18 protein-coding genes are annotated in these 16756 nt (G+C 62.6%); 4 read left to right on the top strand and 14 right to left on the bottom strand.

The window, feature by feature from the left end:
- Positions 1 to 71 precede the first annotated feature (71 nt).
- The 3 genes from MIC97_RS13580 to MIC97_RS13590 form a co-directional block, all read right to left on the bottom strand.
- Positions 72 to 551 carry a CopG family transcriptional regulator gene (locus tag MIC97_RS13580; RefSeq protein ID WP_185919894.1) on the bottom strand — a complete coding sequence of 160 codons (480 nt, stop codon included), beginning with the start codon at positions 549 to 551 and terminating at the stop codon, positions 72 to 74.
- A 10-nt stretch (positions 552 to 561) separates the two neighbouring features.
- Positions 562 to 2550, bottom strand: coding sequence for a conjugal transfer protein TraG (locus MIC97_RS13585; RefSeq protein WP_185919784.1), 1989 nt, complete (start codon positions 2548 to 2550; stop codon positions 562 to 564).
- 130 nt (positions 2551 to 2680) lie between these two features.
- Positions 2681 to 3655, bottom strand: coding sequence for a LysR family transcriptional regulator (locus MIC97_RS13590; RefSeq protein ID WP_185919783.1), 975 nt, complete (start codon positions 3653 to 3655; stop codon positions 2681 to 2683).
- A 178-nt stretch (positions 3656 to 3833) separates the two neighbouring features.
- Between MIC97_RS13590 and MIC97_RS13595 the strand changes: the two genes are divergently transcribed.
- Together MIC97_RS13595 and fabF are read left to right on the top strand one after the other, a co-directional pair.
- Positions 3834 to 4343 carry a helix-turn-helix domain-containing protein gene (locus MIC97_RS13595; protein ID WP_185919782.1) on the top strand — a complete coding sequence of 170 codons (510 nt, stop codon included), beginning with the start codon at positions 3834 to 3836 and terminating at the stop codon, positions 4341 to 4343.
- Positions 4344 to 4347: 4 nt separating this feature from the next.
- Positions 4348 to 5610: a beta-ketoacyl-ACP synthase II gene (gene fabF, locus MIC97_RS13600; protein WP_185919781.1), complete on the top strand. Its 1263-nt coding sequence runs from the start codon at positions 4348 to 4350 to the stop codon at positions 5608 to 5610.
- Positions 5611 to 5720: 110 nt separating this feature from the next.
- Here the strand turns inward: fabF and tet(G) are convergent, their stop codons facing one another.
- Positions 5721 to 6896, bottom strand: a complete 1176-nt coding sequence (gene tet(G), locus MIC97_RS13605; RefSeq protein ID WP_185919780.1) for a tetracycline efflux MFS transporter Tet(G) — start codon at positions 6894 to 6896, stop codon at positions 5721 to 5723.
- A 105-nt stretch (positions 6897 to 7001) separates the two neighbouring features.
- On the opposite strand from tet(G), the gene tetR reads away from it, so the two are divergent.
- Positions 7002 to 7628 (top strand): tetracycline resistance transcriptional repressor TetR, encoded by a 627-nt coding sequence (tetR, locus tag MIC97_RS13610; protein WP_185919779.1) that lies wholly within the window; start codon positions 7002 to 7004, stop codon positions 7626 to 7628.
- A 244-nt stretch (positions 7629 to 7872) separates the two neighbouring features.
- On the opposite strand, the gene floR is transcribed toward tetR, so the two are convergent.
- The 9 genes from floR to MIC97_RS13655 form a co-directional block, all read right to left on the bottom strand.
- Positions 7873 to 9087, bottom strand: a complete 1215-nt coding sequence (gene floR / locus MIC97_RS13615) for a chloramphenicol/florfenicol efflux MFS transporter FloR (RefSeq protein WP_239800449.1) — start codon at positions 9085 to 9087, stop codon at positions 7873 to 7875.
- 218 nt (positions 9088 to 9305) lie between these two features.
- Positions 9306 to 11213: a DUF3363 domain-containing protein gene (locus MIC97_RS25220; protein ID WP_345773559.1), complete on the bottom strand. Its 1908-nt coding sequence runs from the start codon at positions 11211 to 11213 to the stop codon at positions 9306 to 9308.
- Between the two features lie 143 nt (positions 11214 to 11356).
- Positions 11357 to 11677 (bottom strand): hypothetical protein, encoded by a 321-nt coding sequence (locus tag MIC97_RS13625; protein ID WP_239800450.1) that lies wholly within the window; start codon positions 11675 to 11677, stop codon positions 11357 to 11359.
- Positions 11674 to 12606 (bottom strand): lytic transglycosylase domain-containing protein, encoded by a 933-nt coding sequence (locus MIC97_RS13630; protein ID WP_239800451.1) that lies wholly within the window; start codon positions 12604 to 12606, stop codon positions 11674 to 11676. The genes MIC97_RS13625 and MIC97_RS13630 overlap by 4 nt, the downstream gene beginning before the upstream one ends.
- The gene (locus MIC97_RS13635; RefSeq protein ID WP_021696265.1) at positions 12603 to 12938 is read right to left on the bottom strand and encodes a DUF736 domain-containing protein; all 336 of its coding nucleotides are present in this window, start codon (positions 12936 to 12938) and stop codon (positions 12603 to 12605) included. Before MIC97_RS13635 ends, MIC97_RS13630 begins: the two co-directional genes overlap by 4 nt.
- Before the next feature lie 35 nt (positions 12939 to 12973).
- On the bottom strand, positions 12974 to 13519 hold the full coding sequence (locus MIC97_RS13640; protein ID WP_239800452.1) for a S26 family signal peptidase: 546 nt from the start codon (positions 13517 to 13519) through the stop codon (positions 12974 to 12976).
- Positions 13516 to 14034 carry a DUF2840 domain-containing protein gene (locus tag MIC97_RS13645; protein ID WP_239800453.1) on the bottom strand — a complete coding sequence of 173 codons (519 nt, stop codon included), beginning with the start codon at positions 14032 to 14034 and terminating at the stop codon, positions 13516 to 13518. Before MIC97_RS13645 ends, MIC97_RS13640 begins: the two co-directional genes overlap by 4 nt.
- Positions 14035 to 14095: 61 nt before the next feature.
- The gene (locus MIC97_RS13650; protein WP_239800454.1) at positions 14096 to 15172 is read right to left on the bottom strand and encodes a replication initiator protein A; all 1077 of its coding nucleotides are present in this window, start codon (positions 15170 to 15172) and stop codon (positions 14096 to 14098) included.
- Complete coding sequence (locus MIC97_RS13655; protein ID WP_239800455.1) at positions 15173 to 15442, bottom strand: helix-turn-helix domain-containing protein; 270 nt, start codon at positions 15440 to 15442, stop codon at positions 15173 to 15175.
- A 460-nt stretch (positions 15443 to 15902) separates the two neighbouring features.
- Here MIC97_RS13655 and MIC97_RS13660 point away from each other — a divergent pair, with 460 nt between their 5' ends.
- Positions 15903 to 16190: a DUF2285 domain-containing protein gene (locus MIC97_RS13660; protein ID WP_239801137.1), complete on the top strand. Its 288-nt coding sequence runs from the start codon at positions 15903 to 15905 to the stop codon at positions 16188 to 16190.
- A 17-nt stretch (positions 16191 to 16207) separates the two neighbouring features.
- Here the strand turns inward: MIC97_RS13660 and MIC97_RS13665 are convergent, their stop codons facing one another.
- Positions 16208 to 16729: a DUF2285 domain-containing protein gene (locus tag MIC97_RS13665; RefSeq protein WP_239800456.1), complete on the bottom strand. Its 522-nt coding sequence runs from the start codon at positions 16727 to 16729 to the stop codon at positions 16208 to 16210.
- Positions 16730 to 16756: the final 27 nt, after the last annotated feature.

The following is a 16756-nucleotide window of genomic DNA, read 5'->3' on the forward strand; positions in this document are numbered from 1 at the left end:
CGGTTCAACAAGTATCTAAGCGGCGGCGGCAATCGGCGGCGAACGGCGGTAAATAGGACGGGTCCGAATACTTACTCTTGATCGCCGTTGTTCTCGGACTCGTCCGGCAACGGATCGCCGGGAAGTGAGTCGAGGTCGCGCGACAGCTCCTTGAGGAACCTGTCGCCCGTCGCCAGACGCCGGCCGAGATTCTGCATGAAGCCCTCGAACCGCTCCGCACCTTTTGCACGGGCTGCGGATTGTGCGGCTCCCGTAAGCGGCGGTGTGATGGTCATCCAGAAATGGATGAACTGCGCGACCGTCTCGCCGAGGACGGCGAGATCTAGGTCAAGCGTGTCGATCTGGCGGCCGAGCTTGTCCAAGCGGCGAGACATGGCGGCTTCAAGCTGGTCGTCGGCATCGCCGGACAGGTAGGACATGACCGCCGCCTCCACGATGGCGGATTTCGAGACATTGCGGCGCAGCGCCACCGAGCGACGCAGCGCCATCGCCTCGATCTGCGGAATGAGCGCGGGGTCGAAATAGAGATTCAAGCGGGTTCTGGTTGCCATAAGCGTGTCCTCAAAGGTCGATTCCATCATCGGGGTTCATCGCCACCTGCCGCGCTACCATCCTCATGCGCCGGCGTATGGCGCGGGCCTTGGCCGCGTCAACGTCCGGCTCGTCGTCCACAAACTCGAACTCCTGTTCGGGGGATGGCGGCGGGGCGACGATTTCCTCATGCTCGGGCAATTCCGGCTCGCGGCGGATGCCGGCATTGGCCGGATCGCCCTCGGCCCCGTCTGCGGCGGCCGGCGCGGAACGGCTTTCCGCCGCGACCACGCGGCCGGACCAGTCATCGGTGGATGGGCTGGGCGCCAGCGGAGCGGCGACCAGATCGGGCGGGGTCAGGATGCGTTCCTGAAACCGTGCATCCTCGAAATAGCGGGCCTTGGTCGCGCGGATCGGCGGCGTGCCCGCAACCATGACGATTTCATCGGTGGGCGGAAGCTGCATGATTTCGCCCGGCGTGAGCAGCGGCCGGGCCGTCTCCTGCCGGGAAACCATCAAGTGACCTAACCACGGGGCTAGGCGGTGCCCTGCGTAGTTGGTGGAGTCGCGCAGCTCGGTCGCGGTGCCTAGTGCGTCTGAAACGCGCTTGGCGGTCCTTTCGTCGTTCGTGGCGAAGCTGACGCGGACATGGCAATTGTCGAGGATCGCGTTGTTCGGGCCATAGGCGCGCTCGATCTGGTTGAGGCTCTGCGCAATCAGGAAGCCTTTGAGGCCATACCCCGCCATGAAGGCGAGCGCCGATTCAAAGAAGTCGAGCCGGCCGAGCGCCGGGAACTCGTCCAGCATCAACAGCAGGCGATGGCGCTTGCCGGACGTGTTCAAGTCCTCGGTCAACCGCCTGCCGATCTGGTTGAGGATCAGGCGGATCAACGGTTTCGTCCGGTTGATGTCGGATGGCGGCACGACAAGGTAGAGGCTGACCGGCTGGCGGCTGCCGACCAGATCGGCAATGCGCCAGTCGCATCGTGCCGTGACGCGCGCCACCACGGGGTCGCGGTAGAGGCCGAGATAGGACATGGCAGTGCTGAGAACGCCCGACCGCTCGTTCTCGGACTTGTTCAGCAACTCGCGCGCCGAGGACGCGATGACCGGGTGAACCCCGGCTTCGCCCAGGTGCGGCGTGTCCATCATCGCCCGCAAGGTCGCCTCGACGGGGCGCTTCGGATCGGAGAGGAAATTGGCGACGCCCGCCAGCGTCTTGTCCTTCTCCGCATAGAGAACATGCAGGATCGCGCCGACAAGCAGGCTGTGGCTGGTCTTTTCCCAATGGTTCCGCTTGTCGAGCGAACCTTCGGGATCGACCAAAATATCGGCGATGTTCTGCACGTCGCGGACTTCCCATTCCCCCTGCCGGACCTCCAGCAGCGGGTTGTAGGCCGACGATCTGGCGTTGGTCGGATCGAACAGCAGCACGCGGCCATGCTTCGCGCGGAAGCCCGCTGTCAGCGTCCAGTTCTCGCCCTTTATGTCGTGGACGATGGCGGATGCGGGCCACGTCAGCAGCGTCGGCACCACCAGCCCGACACCTTTGCCGCTGCGCGTCGGGGCGAAGCATAAGACATGCTCGGGACCGTCATGCCGGAGATAGTCGCGGTCGTATCGGCCGAGCAGGACGCCATCGGGGCCGAGCAATCCGGCTGCGCGGATTTCCTTGTCCTCGGCCCATCGCGCCGATCCGTATGTGGCGACGTTGCGCGCTTCCCGCGCCCTGATGATCGACATGAAGATGGCGGCGGCGATGGCGAGGAAGCCGCCCGATACAGCGATGATGCCGCCCTCGACGAAGATCGCGGGCGCGTAGGCGTCGAAGGAAAACCACCACCAGAAAAACGCGGGCGGATAATAGACCGGCAGGCCCGCTAGCTCGAACCATGGTGCTCCAAGCTGCGGCTGGAAGCCGAGGCGGAACGCCGTCCATTGCGTCGCTGCCCACACCATCACCAGAACGATGGTGAAGACGACAGCGATTTGACCCCAAAGGATTCGTCCTCCGCGCATTCAGGCTCCAGTCGGTAAAAGAGACGGAGCCGATCAGAGAGTAGTCAGAATCGGGATGGGCAACAGGAAAGGGGACGCGGGAGGGCTGCCGGATACTATCGGCGGCAAATAGGACGGGTTGCCTTTGCTGTTATCGTGCCGGCCGCGCGCCATCGCGCGACTGGCCGAGCGAATCGCCGAAACGCCTTATAGTGTTTGCAAGGTTGAGCAGGTTTTTCAGCGCGGTGCTGCGACTGAATGGCGACCAGACGGCGCTAAAGGCAACCGGCTCTGGCTCATCGGCAAAGGGCAGGAAGACGATGCCGGTAGTCGGCAGCAACGCCGTGGCCGCGCTGACGATGGTGATGCCGAAGCCCTGTCCAACCATGGATAACAGCGTGCCGCGCCCCACATCGAAACGCTGGATCGACGGCGAAGGCCAGCGCCCGGCAAAGCGCATCACGATATGGTCATGAACCTGCGGGCCGGTGCCACCATGACGGACAAGGAACGTTTCGCCCGTCAGATCGGACCAAGTGATTGCCTGCTGCCCGGAAAGGCAATGCCCCTCCGGCAATGCGACCATCAACGTTTCGGTCCAAATCAGGCGGGTGTGGCAGTCCGGCAGTTCGGGCGCACCTGCTACGAACGCCACATCGAGCCGGTCGGCGCGAAGCTGCATGACCGCATCGCGGGCCGTGCCCTCGGCAATCTCAACCTCAATGCCGGGATGGCCTTCCCGATACTGCCCGATCAATTCGGCGGGGAAGCTGCCCGGAATCAGGGCATGGATACCGATGCGCAGGCGGCCGCATTCTCCCGCCGCCGCCATGCCTGCGGTCTTCACCGCATGGTCGAGTTGATCGACGCCGGCCGCGATCCGCTCGACGAAGTGGTGTCCGGCCTCGGTCAGTCGGACGCCGCGCGCGTGACGCTCGAACAGGAGGATGCCAAGGTCCTCTTCCAACGCCTTCACGCGGGCGCTGACGCTGGATTGCGCCACGCCGAGCGCATTGGCCGCGTGGCGGAAGTTCAGATATTCGGCAACGGCAAGCGTCTGGATCAGCGATGCTAGGGGGATACGCGATCCGAGCGTGGTCGGCACGCCCCATGGGCAACCATTCATCGGTGCTGATCGCCGCCGTCGCATCGCTCAAACGCCACTACAGTGCTTCATGGCACGCCGTAGCGGATGCAGTTGCTTGGCCTCCTTAGAATGACGCATTGGATTGCCCCCTCCCTCTATGTCGCCTACCACGCACAAGTGACTTGCATGATGGAAGTTACACCATTATTGATGTGTCATGCAACGAACAAGCTTTCTGTCACTAGAGTGTCCCGCAGCCCGAGCGCTGGAAAGCGTCGGTGACTGGTGGAGCATCTTGATCCTGCGAGACGCCTTCCAAGGGTTGAGCAAATTCGATGAATTCGAGAAGAATCTCGGTATTTCCGCGAACATTTTGGCGAGGCGATTGAAACACCTCACGGCGGAAGGACTGTTTGAAAGGCGACGATACAATGATCATCCGCCTCGATTTGAATACGTCCTTACCGACAAGGGGCGAGATTTCTATCCGGTAGCAATCGCCCTGTTCGCATGGGGGAACCGGAACCTTGCGCCCAATGAAATAGCCATGCGCCTTGGAGACAGGAAAACCGGACAGGAGAGGACCGCCGTTATCATCGACGCGAATACAGGAGAAGCAATCACTCCTGAAAACACCGTTCTTCTGGCAGGCCCCGCCGCAACAGAGGAAACGATGCGCGTCATAAATCGCGTGAAGCGAATAAGCTCAGAAAAAGAAACGGAATAATCCAATGCGCCGAATTGTTGTAACCGGCATGGGTTTAGTTGGCCCTCTTGGTTCTGGCATCGAAACAAGCTGGAAAAGACTTCTCGACGGGAAATCGGGAATCAGGAGTTTGCCCGATGAAATTTCCAACGATCTACCGGTGAAGATCGGGGGAATCGTTCCTAGCCTGATTGAAGATTCCGAAGCCGGTTTTGATCCCGACTTGATCGTTGACACAAAGGATCAACGAAAAATGGATCGCTTCATTCTGTTTGCACTTGCGGCCGCGAAGGAGGCTCTTGAAACGGCGGGATGGCATCCCGCGAGCGACTACGAACGTGAGCGCACGGCGACAGTTATCGCCTCTGGTATAGGCGGGTTTCCTGCTATCGCTTCGGCAGTTCGCATAACGGATACACGGGGAGCACGGAGGCTTTCACCCTTTACCGTGCCATCGTTTCTTGCCAACCTCGCGGCAGGACAGGTTACCATCAGGCATGGATTTACAGGTCCTATTGGCACGCCTGTAACCGCCTGCGCTGCCAGCGTTCAGGCCATCGGAGACGCTGCGCGGCTGATACGCTCCAACGAGGCCGATATCGCTCTGTGCGGCGGGGCAGAGGCATGCATTGACAAGGTTAGTCTTGGGGCATTTGCTGCCGCGCGAGCACTATCCACCGGCTACAATACTACCCCGAAACTGGCGTCGAGACCGTTCGACGCCGGGCGTGATGGTTTCGTAATGTCCGAAGGGGCGGGTCTGATCGTCATAGAGGAACTGGAACATGCCCTCGCTCGGGGTGCCAAGCCCATAGCCGAACTGGTAGGATACGGCACTACCGCTGATGCATACCATATGACTGCCGGTCCAGAGGACGGTCGAGGCGCGGCCCGTGCGATGAAAATCGCGCTCCAGAGTGCCGGGTTGAAGCCAGTCGATATTCAGCATTTGAACGCTCATTCGACCTCCACCCCCGTAGGGGATCGTGGAGAAATAGCGGCGATAAAATCCGTTTTTGGCAATCATGATGTGGCGGTAAGCGCCACGAAATCGGCGACCGGACACTTACTTGGTGCCGCAGGCGGCATTGAGGCAATTTTCACGATACTCGCCCTACGGGATCAAGTCGCTCCCCCAACGAGGAATTTAGAAAACCCCGATCCTGTTGCCGCAGGTATCGACCTAGTTCACCAATCTGCGCGGCCCATTCTCATGGAACATGCCATTTCCAACGGATTCGGCTTTGGCGGCGTTAATGCAAGTGTCGCTTTCCGGCGATGGCAGTAACCGTATTCATCTCGGACGGAGCTTCGCAACCACTATTGCGCGATCAATTCGGCGAGGAATCTGCAAGGGATTTCGCCCAATTCTACGCATGCCAACTCGCTGTGACTTAATCACAGTGACGTTGCGAAAGGTCTGCGCAGTATTGGCAAGCACATTACATAAAGAAACGCACCGACAACCCAAACCCAACCGTTCCATGCTCCGGCGGTGGCAGAATAGAGTGCCGTGAAGCTAAGCGGTCCCGCGATGGCGCTTAAATTGGTGAGGCTCGTAAGCGTTCCCTGCAAGGCTCCCTGCTTATTGTTGCTGACATTATTCGAAAGCATTGCCTGCAAGGCCGGCATGCCGACCCCCCCGGCGGCAAGCAGCAACAGAACCGGAAACACCATCCATCCCTGTGTGACAAAAGCCAGAAGAATGAAGCCAGTCGCATCCGCAGCCATGCCAAACAGCAGCGTGCGCCGTTCCCCAAGTCGGCTTGAAAGAGGGCCGGTAACAAACGCTTGAAAAATCGCATGTGTTGCTCCAAACGCCGCGAGCGACAAGCCAACGGTCGTGGTGTTCCACTGAAAACGGTCCTCGCCATAGATGACCCATAGGGCCGCAGGCACCTGGCCGATCAGTTGAATAATGAAGAAAACTGCGAAAAGCGCAGCTAGCCCGCGCAATGCATCATCCAGCCGGAACAGAACGAATGGTTTGATGCGAACCGGCTTTCCGGTCCCGCCATGGCTGTGATGAGTCTCCTTGAGAAAGAGGCAGGCAAGCAGGAACGCGAAGCCGTTGAGAAGGGCAGCGGCGATAAACGGAGCATGGGCAGAAATACCACCGAGCATGCCACCAAGTGCTGGCCCGGCAATCATGCCTGCTCCATAACAGGCCCCCATGTAGCCGAACCAGCGTGCGCGAGAACCTTCCCCTGTCGAATCGGCAATGGTTGAGGCAGCTACGGCCCCGGTTGCTCCCGTGACGCCAGAAACGAGTCGGCCGATATAGAGAACCCATAAGACCGGCGCTAATGCCATAATCGTGTAATCGACTGCGGCCCCCGCAAGAGAAGCCAGAAGCACCGGACGCCGACCGTAAGCATCTGAAAATTGTCCAAGCACGGGCGCGAAGATGACCTGCATCAACGCATAGAGCGACAGCAAAGCACCATAGTGACCAGCGACCTGCTCCGCCGGCACAAGCTCGCGCAGAAGCGTCGGAAGGACGGGCATGATGAGGCCGAGACCCATGGCGTCGAGACCCACGATCAGCAGGGCAATGATGGCAGAGCTGCGCACCTGAAACTCCAGTGCCGCTCAAGCGCGAGCGACTTTATCAACGATAAGGATGTGGACATAGAACTTATCGATGATAAATTGTCAAGCACTAGCGAAGGAACGTGAATGACCAAACTGGACAAGGGCACCGTGATCGCTGCGGCGCTGGAGCTGCTGAACGAGGTTGGCATGGACAACCTGACGACGCGAAAGCTCGCTGAACGCCTCAAGGTTCAGCAGCCTGCGCTTTACTGGCATTTTCAGAGCAAGCGCGCGCTGCTTGACGCACTTGCGGAGGCGATGCTGACGGAACGCCACACCCGCCCGCTACCCGAAGAGAACGAAGACTGGCGGCTATTCCTGAAAGAGAACGCCCAGAGTTTCAGAACGGCGTTGCTCTCTTATCGCGATGGCGCTCGTATCCATGCCGGCACTCGACCGACAGAACCAAATTTTGGCATTGCCGAGACACAAATACGCTTTCTCTGCGCGGCGGGTTTTGGTCCGAAGCGCGCCGTTTGGGCGCTCCGGGCGGTCAGTCACTATGTGGTCGGTTCCGTTCTCGAACAGCAGGCATCTGATACCGATGAGCGAATCTCGGACAGGCCAGATGTGTCCGAGCAAGCACTGTCGTCCTTCCTGCACGATCTGTTCCACGAGTTGGAAACAGATGGCATGGATGCTGCGTTCAACTTCGGACTCGACAGCCTCATCACCGGTTTCGAGCGGCTGCGTTCATCCGCAATAGATTAAAGGCTTATGCGCGACCCCAGTGAGGTCGGCAAGAACGCTGGCGGCATTGCAGAAATGGGCTGGAAAAGTCGTGCTTCGTCTCGGTGGCGATATGACGATAGTTCAGACAACCGAGAAGGCGACCGGCTCTGACTCGCCGGCGCAGGGCATAATTAGCGGTATCCTGCCAGACAGGATACCGCCATTCGTAAGGCCGCGATGGCGAGTGCGCTGTATGGGTTCTAGCCGTCCTGCCGCTCGCCGGTCAGGCGACTGGCGATCTCTCGGCAGGAACGTTACGGGAGCGAAGTAGCACCAGACCCGTCAATACCAACACCGCCATCGTCGTCGCGTAACAGATCACGGGCCATGCTGTGTCACCGTTTATTAGCGTTACCGCCAATGTCCCGACGATGCTGACGATCAGGCTTTGGATGCAGAAGTAGAACGCGACCGCTGATCCCGCGATGTCATCAAACTGTGCAAGTGCGCCGTTGGCGGTAACGGACACTGTGAAGACAATTCCGACCGCTATAACCCACATCGGCAGGATGAAGCTGAGGAATGACGGCGAGCCGAAAAATTCACCCATCCCCAACAGAGCCGCCCCGCAAACGAGCAACGTCATCCCGCGCGCTACGCATCCCGCAATGCCCCATCTGGCGACAAAGGACTTCGCAAAACGGGTTGTCACGATCATGACGAACGCGACAGTGGCAAAGGCCAAGCTGAATCCGATCTCCGAATAGCCCGCTTGGCCTATGAGCACACGGGGGGCTGTCGAGAAGAAGACGAAGAAGGTGCCCATGCCCGCGCTAAAGCCGACCGTGTAAACCCAAAAGGCCGGGCTGGCGAAGATAGGCAAAACGGACCGGCGAGTCTTCGCTTCATCAAACGGGCGGGTTTCGTGCCACCTCAAACCAGCATTCAAGAGTGCGGGCAAAGCCAGTGCGGCCAGCGTGACGAATATCGCTCGCCATCCGAAAAACTCGCCGATCAACGCTCCAGCGATGGGACCAAGGGCGGGGACGAAGGCCAGCATCGAACTGAAAAGACCGTAGATGACGACACCCTCGGGGCGGCTGGCATAAACGTCGCGAACCGTCGCGAACGTCGCCACCAACGCCGCCGACGCGCCGACCGCTTGTAGCAAGCGAAACGCGACGAAGGTTGCGGCCGTTGACGACCATGCCGCTCCGAGAGAAGCAACGATGAAAAGCGCCCCGCCCGCAAGCAAGATCGGCCGTCGCCCGATGCGATCCGACATTGGGCCAAAGATCACCTGCCCCACGCCGAGCATAACCATGTAGAGGCTCAACGTGAGTTGGATCATGGATGGCGTCGTGTTCAGGATGCCAGGCATCGCTGGAACGACGGGGAGATAAATATCCATCGCCAGTGACGCGAGGATGTCGAAGGGAGCCATCAGCAGCAGGGCTGCCGGCAACGTATAGGCCCACGCGGGGCGTGTGATAGTCATGACGAATAAACCGCTCGATTAAGGATTCCGGGCGGCGTCTGCTCGTCAACAATCAGATTGGGATTGGTCTTACAGAACGCCGCAACAACAGTGTTTGTTGTTGCGGCTTACTTGTCTGCTGACTTAGCGGTTCCCATGCTGATAGCTCCACACTTGGCAATACGAGTATCTATCTCCTATCCGAATAGCGTCGGTGTCGCAACGCCGTTTCAGGTGCTCTAAAGTCCCAACCCCCTTTGCCGCCCCAACTGCCACGACACCGATCCGCCCTGCACGACGCCCATGACCTCGCGGCCGAGTTGGCGGTCGATGACCGGCCGCCACGGGACTAGCGTAAATTCATGGGATTGCTCGACCACGGCGAACTTGCCGCTTGATAGCTGCACAGTGCCGGTGAACTTGCCGCTGACGTTCTCGCCGTCCGTGGCGGCGCGGAACGGCAGCCCCTTGCTCTCGGCCATCTCTGCGCCGACGCGGGCAACCTCGCGCTCGCGCAGGGTGGCGAGAAGGCTGCGGCGGTAGAAGATGCGGCCGTTCCGCGCTCGGGTGGCGTCGCCCTGTTCGATGTGATGCTCGCGCCGCTGGTCCATGGCGTCGCGCACCTGCTGGCCGAAACCGACCGGAGCAAGGTCGGCCGTTTCGCCATGGATCAGCCGCCGGTCCAACCAGGTCGCGCCATCCGAACCGATCTGCCTTTGCAGATCGACCGGGGAAAGCACGCGCACGCTGGCCTGCCTGTCGCGGCCGGCGTCATAGACGGCGGCGCGGCTGACCAGATCATCGGGGATGCGCCATTGGTCGGTGTCGATCCGCTCGACGATCCCGGCCCGGCGCAGCGCCTCCAGTCGGCGGACATGGGCATCGACATAGCCCTCATAGTCGCCGCCCGGAACGCGGCCCTCGAATTTCGCCTGCTCCAGATGGCGGCTCGGCCGATAGATGCCGTCCTCGGCGATGGCCGTGATGGCGCGGTCGGACGGTCGGGCTGCCGCCTCGGCCGGGCCGATCTCGATGATGCCGCCAATGCGGGCATCCTCCAGCCGCTCGAGCGCGATGCCGGCGATGTGGTGCGTGCGGCCGTCGATCCCGTCCACTACGATTGTCAGGTTCTCGCCCAGCTCGTCAGATAGGTGTTTGTCCATGACGCGGCCAAAGATCGGCGTCTCGGGCACCCCGTCATGGATTTGGAAACTCATGGGATCGCGTTCGCCGCCCTGCGGGCCGAGGGCCTTCTGCATGGTGCGGATAATGTCGCCGCGCTCGCCCAACTCGCGCAGGGCCGGCTCCATGTCCTTGCTCAATTCCCAAACGGCGGGCGCGTGTTCGGTCGCCAGCCCCATCTTCTCCAGCTTGCCGAGACGGCGCAAACGCAGCGTCCGCTCGAACTGCCGCCTTGGCTCTGCCGGTTCATGGCGCAGGTCGAGGAAACGGGCATCGGCTTCCTCGGCCATGGCGCGGTCGATGCGGGTGAAACGGTCTTGGTCGATTTCGGCGGACAGCTTGCGGGTCTGCTCGATCTCGGTAACGGGGCCGAGTTCCAGACTGGCAAGCTCGCTGGCGCGCTCGCGCAAGCCGGCCGAAAGATAGTCGCCGTTGATGACTAGATCCCCGCCGGTATCGTCGCGGCCGTTGACGACGATATGCACATGGGGATGGCCGGTTTTGTAGTGATTGACGGCAACCCAATCGAGTTTCGTGCCAAGGTCCGCTTCCACCTGTTTCATGAAATCGCGGGTGTAGGCCGTGAGGTCCGACAGCTCCGCGCCGTCCTCGGGCGAGACGATGAATCTGAATTGGTGGCGGTCGTCCTTGCCGCGATCAAGGAAGGCGTCGCCATCGGCGCGGTCCTCGGTTGCCGAATAGAGCCGGCCGCGCTCGCCGTCGCGTGACGTGCCGTCGCGCTGCACATAGCGCAGATGCGCGCGGGCGCGTCCGCCCTTCCACGCGGCCCGGACGCTGCGCTGCTTGACGATCACGCGGCGGCTGCCGGGCTGGCGATGATGCCATTGGCCGGAGATGTTGCGGGCGCGCACGAAGCTCGCGCCTCGGCCGCGCTTCACGCCCTTGCCGCTGGCGACCACGGCACGGGACCGCCCCGGCGATGACGGGCGGGTGGATGACGGCATGGAAGGGTCGCGGGAGGTTGCCGCCTGATGCTGCCGGGTGATCTTCTTGACCTGCGTGAAAAAGCTCTTGGGTCTCCCGGCCTTCGGCGTGTCGGATCGGATGCGGCCGGGCTTCGGGCGGAAGCGGTTTTCGTCGTCGGCGCTCAAGGGCGCGACTCCAGCCAAAACCCCCGAAAACAGGCCGATATGGGCCTATGGTGCCGCTCGAAACCCTGCAAAGCCAAGGCTTTGCGCGAAATCGCGGCGCGCGGCCCCTCAAAACCATGGTGCCGGAACCGGCAACCTAACCAGTGTGCAGACAACAACAATTTCCAGAAGCGGCCCGACATGGTGCCGTCTTCTTTAATCTTGCCCTCCGCCCTTTCTGTCTTTTCTGCCCTTCCCGCCGGGAATCCAGCCGGGCGCAAACCTGCCGGACTGGATGCCGAAATCAGCGCCGCCGAGCGCGGGAACGCCGCCCTCATGGCGTTTCTCCATCGCTGGCGCTCGCCACGAAAATGCTGCCGTCCTGCGACTCCGCACGGGCGTGGTCGCGCGCCGGAACGGCAGCGCGGCCGTCGCCTGTTTGCACCACGGACGGGGGCGCGGCGGCAGCTCGCGTGTCGTCCGGCCGCATGACGAACAGCGGTGCCTCGCGCCAGTCGGGCTGCGGTGCCGGTGGTTGCAACGGCGCATCCGATGGAGCCGCGCCGCCAAGGATCGGGGCAAGCGCGGCGACATAGGCGCGTGTCTCGGCGGGAAGCGGGCGGCCCGTCGCGCGGTGCTCGTCATAGCGGCCGGGGCCGGCGTTATAGGCCGCAAGCATCGCCGCGACATTGCCGTAGCGGTCGAACATCTCGCGCAGGTAGGCCGTGCCTGCGAGGATATTGTCGCGCGGGTCGTAGGGATCGCGGCCGAGGCCATGGCGGACGCGCAGGCCCGCCCATGTGTCGGGCATGACCTGCATCAATCCCATCGCCCCGGCCGACGAAATCGCACGCACGTCGCCCGCGCTCTCGGCGCGCAGCACGGCGCGAATCCAGTGCTCGGGGATGCCGAAACGCTGCGACGCCTCGGAGATGTGCGCCGCAAAGGGATGGGCTGCGGCCGGGCGCTCGACCGGCACGGACTGCGCGACAGCGACGCCCAATCCGATGCAGACTGAAAGCGCCCCCGCCAGCAGCAGGATGGCACAATGCCATGCCGGCCTGTCTCCGCTTCGCCGCCAGCCTGCCAGCGTGCTCGCTGCGGTCAAGGGCAAGGCGCAAGCGCCGGCCGATGGCCGCCCCTGACCTTCGCTGCGCGCGCCGGCCGTCTGGTCGCCGAGCGGGACGAAGGGATGCGACGGCTTTTCCGCGAACAAAGGGATGCCGATCTTTGACCGGGTGGCGGGCCGGACGCGCGCGGCCGTCATTCCTCATCCTCGATCTTCCGGGCGTGCTTCCAACGCAGGGTCCAGACCGATGGATCATCGTTGGACTGGAACAGCTTGGCGCGGATCGGGAACGGGAAGATTGGCCCCTCCAATCGCATCGACACGAACTCGCCAGCGTTCTCGCTGGAGTCTTTCCATGCGGGGCCGGCGTCCGGGCCGTCCTCGCTATCGAGACGCACGCGATAGTCGGGCGCGTTTTTCACGTCGCTCGCTTTGGCCGGGACGATGAACAGCTTTTCGTGGAGGCCGAACGAATGAAGCTCCCCGGCATAGCCGGTTTCGGTGCGGGTGAAGGTGCCTATTTCTGCCATGGGAAATCTCCTGTGGTTGGATTTCGGGGATGGTTTCAGTGCGTCGGCGCGCGCCACTTGTAGCGGCCGACGCCTTCCTCATCGGTCCAAAGCGGGACCGCCCGGCCGATGACGGAAGCTGCGGGGGTGAGTCCGAAGTAGCGGCCGTCGAGGCTGTCGCGGACTTCCCAATTCATGAGGAAAAGCTGGCCGTCGCCGATGACACGGCAGCCTTGCCAGATGGGGAGATCGCGGCCGAGGCTGTCGCGCTCCAGCGCCTCGCCCATCTCGATCCCGTTCACCGTGATCGTGCGGCCGGCGCGGCAAACCCGCTGTCCCGGCAGGCCGAGGACGCGCTTCAACAGCGGGACACTGCGCGCGATATAGCCGCGCTCGGCCATGAAGGCGGCGAGCGGTTCGGGCGGCATGATGGCGACCAGCTCGGGCACGTCGATCCGGTCGGCCGGCTCGACGGTGTAGAACCCGACCGGCGCGCTGGCCGTGGCGTTCCAGATGAGTTTCGTCGGCGTCTGGATCGCGCTTGCGGCGGCGATGCCGATGACGGCGAGCGCCGTCACCGTGAGGGTGCGGCGGCGCGTCATGGGTCGATCCTTCGGCGGTGAAGCCACGCGGCATGTCGCTCGGGCGTGTAGGCGTGCGGCTCCAGATTGGCGGCCAAACGGTTGTGGACGTGCCGCCAGTGTTCCGGTGCAGCGTCGGCCGGATCGAGGCCGAGCGCATCCACGGCGTCGATGGCTGCAAGCGCGCGCTGCACCTTGGGCCAGCTATCGAGGCGCAACAGGATTTCGCCGCCAGGGCGCACGAAAGGCAATGTCTGGAACGGCTCGCCTCGGCCGATGGCCCGCACAATGTCGATGCGGGAAACGACAGTGCCATGGTCGCCGTTCGCCCATCGGACGAAGGCGAAGACGCTGCCCGGCGCGAAGCCGACGACGCTGCGGCGGCGGTCGATGATCTGTTCGTAGCTCTTGCGGCCGAACCTGATCCAATGCTCGATGCGGCGTGTCTCGAAAGTCAGCTCGACCAATGTGGTGAAGGGCGCAGGCCCGTCCGGCAGCGGACGGCCGTGCGCGCTGCGATGGGCGCGACGGATCATTGTGCGTCTCCGGCGATGTGCTGGTGGGGATTGCGCGCGTGCGGTGTGTCAACGGCAGGCGTCATGGCTCGCCGTTCCCGGCAGAACCGGCACCACGCTTCGCCTGCGCGCGCGTCAAAGAAAAAGAGTTAGATTCTCTGTTAGATAAGTTAGCGGTCGGATTCCGCTTTTCAGGCCAAAGCGTTAGCTGCGGTTCGTGCGCCTGATCTGCCGATAGTCGTGCGCCTGATGTGCCGATACCCCGTGCGCCTGATCTGCCGATGGCTTTAACAGGGTTATCAACAGTGCCTGTTGACAGGTTTTCGGGGCGGATGCGCAGCAGCTCGCGGCCGTCTTCCCGCTCGATCTGGAGGCGGTAGCCGGGGAGTTGCTGGCGGGCCGCGATCCGGCGCAGGTCGAGCGCGAAGTCGGACGGCCGCGCGAGGCTGCCGGATTTCTGGTGAAGGTGCGCGACCTCGAAAATCCAGCCATGGCGCTGGTGTCCGGCGTGCTTTCTGGCGACGCGGTAAAGCCATCGCTCTATGCCGCCAGTCAGGCGGAAGTAGGCCGGGTCGATGGTCAGGACCAGCGAACGGTCGATGACGCTGTTGTAGAACCATTCGGGCAGGACGAACTCCATGCCCTCGACGTGGCCGGCGCGCGTCGTCATTTCCTCCCACTCGTTGATCCATGAGAACTGCCGGCGACGCCAATGCGGGCCGTTGCGGATGGTGGTGGCGATGACGGTCGATTGCAGCCGCGCCAGCGCGGCTTTCAAAAGCCGGTATTGATGATTGCCGGTCGGCCGCCCGATGGCGCGCAACAGGTGGTAGGGTGTGAACCGGACGAAGCGCGATGTAGCGAGGCCGTCATTCTCGGCCGCAACGATCTGCGAGGCCGCCCATATCAGCACATCGGCGTCCCATATGGTCGCCATGCCGTGCTCGGGCATCCCGAACACCTGCACCTCTATGTCGGCGGCCTTGTAAAGAATCGGCTTGGTGCGCGGGGTCTTCGCCAGCGAGAAGAACGGCCGTTCCATCAAGTCGCGCTGGTCGCGCGGCGGCGCGTCGCCGGTTGCGACCACGAAGGGGTCTAGGCGGCTGCGCTCGCTGTCCTCGGTCGGCTGTGCGGGGTCGTGGTCGTCCTCGCGCAGCATCTAGCAGTCGCCCCGTTCTTCGGGCGTAAGCGGACGCGCGGGAAAGACCGTCCCGGCGGTCTTGTCGCGGGTGGATTTGCGTTCGCCGACCGCGCTCCAGTCTTCCAGATCGCGGACGGTGTAGAGGACGCGACCGCCGACCTTGCGATAGGTCGGGCCGGTGCCGTAGGTGCGATGTTTCTCAAGGGTACGGATGGATATGCCGAGGAAGCGTGCGGCTTCCTTGGTGCGCAACAGGCGCGGCGGCAGGCCCGCAAGCGGGTTGAGCATGGATCACCTCCAGTCGGGATTGGGCTGCCGGGGCGGCAGCGGACTGTGGCGAAACATGGCGAGGGATCGGCGGCGCGTAGCGTGCCGCATTTGCGCCTATGCGCTGGCGGCACCCCCTTCGGGGCGGTGCGAGGCCAATAGATGAGGGATTTCAGCGGCTCGTTGCCTGTCGCGCTGAATAGGCGAAGACATTCGCAAGCAGTTCGTCTAAGAATGTGAGTGGAGCAGACGCGCTGCTCTGGGGCGTCGAAACCCCTCACGAATGGCTGGTGCTGGCCAGAACGGCACCAACTCCTTGACCTATGGTCGGGGAGCCTGTGGCGTATACAACAGGCTTTCCGAGCTAAAGGCCATGGGGCCGTTTCGTGACGGTTTCGAACTCCCCGATCACCAAGAGTCAGAGAGAATCGTTTGCGGGGGCGCACCGCAGACAAAGCTCTCCCGGATACGGGGAATGACCATGCGGGTTCCCGTCGAACTCGATCCCGATGTGGATGACGAAGCACCAGCCGGCGACGCCATAACCGCCTATGACGAACGCCACTACGTCACCTATCTGCGTCTTCTCGATGCGAAGGCTGAGGGCGCAGACTGGAAGGAAGTCGCCCGGATCGTGCTGCACCGCGATCCGGCAGCCGATGAATTTCGCACCCGCCGTTGCTGGCAAAGCCATCTCCAACGCGCGCAATGGCTATCGCGTGAAGGCTATCGCAAGATTCTGGAGCAGGCGGCAGCCAACAAGGCGTGAGGACAACACTCGCACGATCAACGTTTGCCGGGCTTGATCGGGTAATGAAGCAGCAAGCGATAGCCGCCGCGCATCATCTTGATACCGTGCGCGACCAGGCGGCGGGCCTTGTTCTTGCGCCGATCGTTCTCAAAGTCTTCCTTGGTGCCGCGAAAGCCGAGCAGGACTTTGGCGATGGTGCGATAGCTCTCACCTCGCAGCCGGGCGTCAAGCGCGCGCAGGGACAGAATATGCCATTGCCGTAGCTGGGCGGGAACGGCACGAAAGTCGGGACCGGGCGCGCGGCCGTTGAGGGACCGCCAAAGACGGCGTGCGGCGTGCGCGCGCAACTCAAGAAAGGAATCCATCGGCAGGGTGACGGCATAGAAGCCGGCGGCGTCCGGCGCGGCCTCGGGCAGCCAGAATTGATGCGCGACGCCATCCACCTGCCAGATGCCGTGCCAGCCATCGGCGGCGCGGCGCAGGTCGAGACCTTCGAGATGCGCCAACGTCAGTATGGGTTCGGTGTCGTCGTTCTTGTGGTCGAGCGGCGACAACATCACGGCTTGCGGTTGAAGGCGCGGACT

Origin of the sequence: Aquamicrobium sp. NLF2-7 (genome assembly GCF_022359935.1) — a bacterium.
Lineage (GTDB): Bacteria > Pseudomonadota > Alphaproteobacteria > Rhizobiales > Rhizobiaceae > Mesorhizobium > Mesorhizobium lusatiense.

Bases quoted from the DNA above. Each gene is read 5' to 3' on its own strand.
- MIC97_RS13580 (WP_185919894.1), bottom strand. From the start codon at position 551: ATGGCAACCAGAACCCGCTTGAATCTCTATTTCGACCCCGCGCTCATT.
- MIC97_RS13585 (WP_185919784.1), bottom strand. From the start codon at position 2,550: ATGCGCGGAGGACGAATCCTTTGGGGTCAAATCGCTGTCGTCTTCACC.
- MIC97_RS13590 (WP_185919783.1), bottom strand. From the start codon at position 3,655: ATGAATGGTTGCCCATGGGGCGTGCCGACCACGCTCGGATCGCGTATC.
- MIC97_RS13595 (WP_185919782.1), top strand. From the start codon at position 3,834: ATGCAACGAACAAGCTTTCTGTCACTAGAGTGTCCCGCAGCCCGAGCG.
- fabF (WP_185919781.1), top strand. From the start codon at position 4,348: ATGCGCCGAATTGTTGTAACCGGCATGGGTTTAGTTGGCCCTCTTGGT.
- tetR (WP_185919779.1), top strand. From the start codon at position 7,002: ATGACCAAACTGGACAAGGGCACCGTGATCGCTGCGGCGCTGGAGCTG.
- floR (WP_239800449.1), bottom strand. From the start codon at position 9,087: ATGACTATCACACGCCCCGCGTGGGCCTATACGTTGCCGGCAGCCCTG.
- MIC97_RS25220 (WP_345773559.1), bottom strand. From the start codon at position 11,213: ATGCCGTCATCCACCCGCCCGTCATCGCCGGGGCGGTCCCGTGCCGTG.
- MIC97_RS13625 (WP_239800450.1), bottom strand. From the start codon at position 11,677: ATGAGGGCGGCGTTCCCGCGCTCGGCGGCGCTGATTTCGGCATCCAGT.
- MIC97_RS13630 (WP_239800451.1), bottom strand. From the start codon at position 12,606: ATGACGGCCGCGCGCGTCCGGCCCGCCACCCGGTCAAAGATCGGCATC.
- MIC97_RS13635 (WP_021696265.1), bottom strand. From the start codon at position 12,938: ATGGCAGAAATAGGCACCTTCACCCGCACCGAAACCGGCTATGCCGGG.
- MIC97_RS13640 (WP_239800452.1), bottom strand. From the start codon at position 13,519: ATGACGCGCCGCCGCACCCTCACGGTGACGGCGCTCGCCGTCATCGGC.
- MIC97_RS13645 (WP_239800453.1), bottom strand. From the start codon at position 14,034: ATGATCCGTCGCGCCCATCGCAGCGCGCACGGCCGTCCGCTGCCGGAC.
- MIC97_RS13650 (WP_239800454.1), bottom strand. From the start codon at position 15,172: ATGCTGCGCGAGGACGACCACGACCCCGCACAGCCGACCGAGGACAGC.
- MIC97_RS13655 (WP_239800455.1), bottom strand. From the start codon at position 15,442: ATGCTCAACCCGCTTGCGGGCCTGCCGCCGCGCCTGTTGCGCACCAAG.
- MIC97_RS13660 (WP_239801137.1), top strand. From the start codon at position 15,903: ATGCGGGTTCCCGTCGAACTCGATCCCGATGTGGATGACGAAGCACCA.
- MIC97_RS13665 (WP_239800456.1), bottom strand. From the start codon at position 16,729: ATGTTGTCGCCGCTCGACCACAAGAACGACGACACCGAACCCATACTG.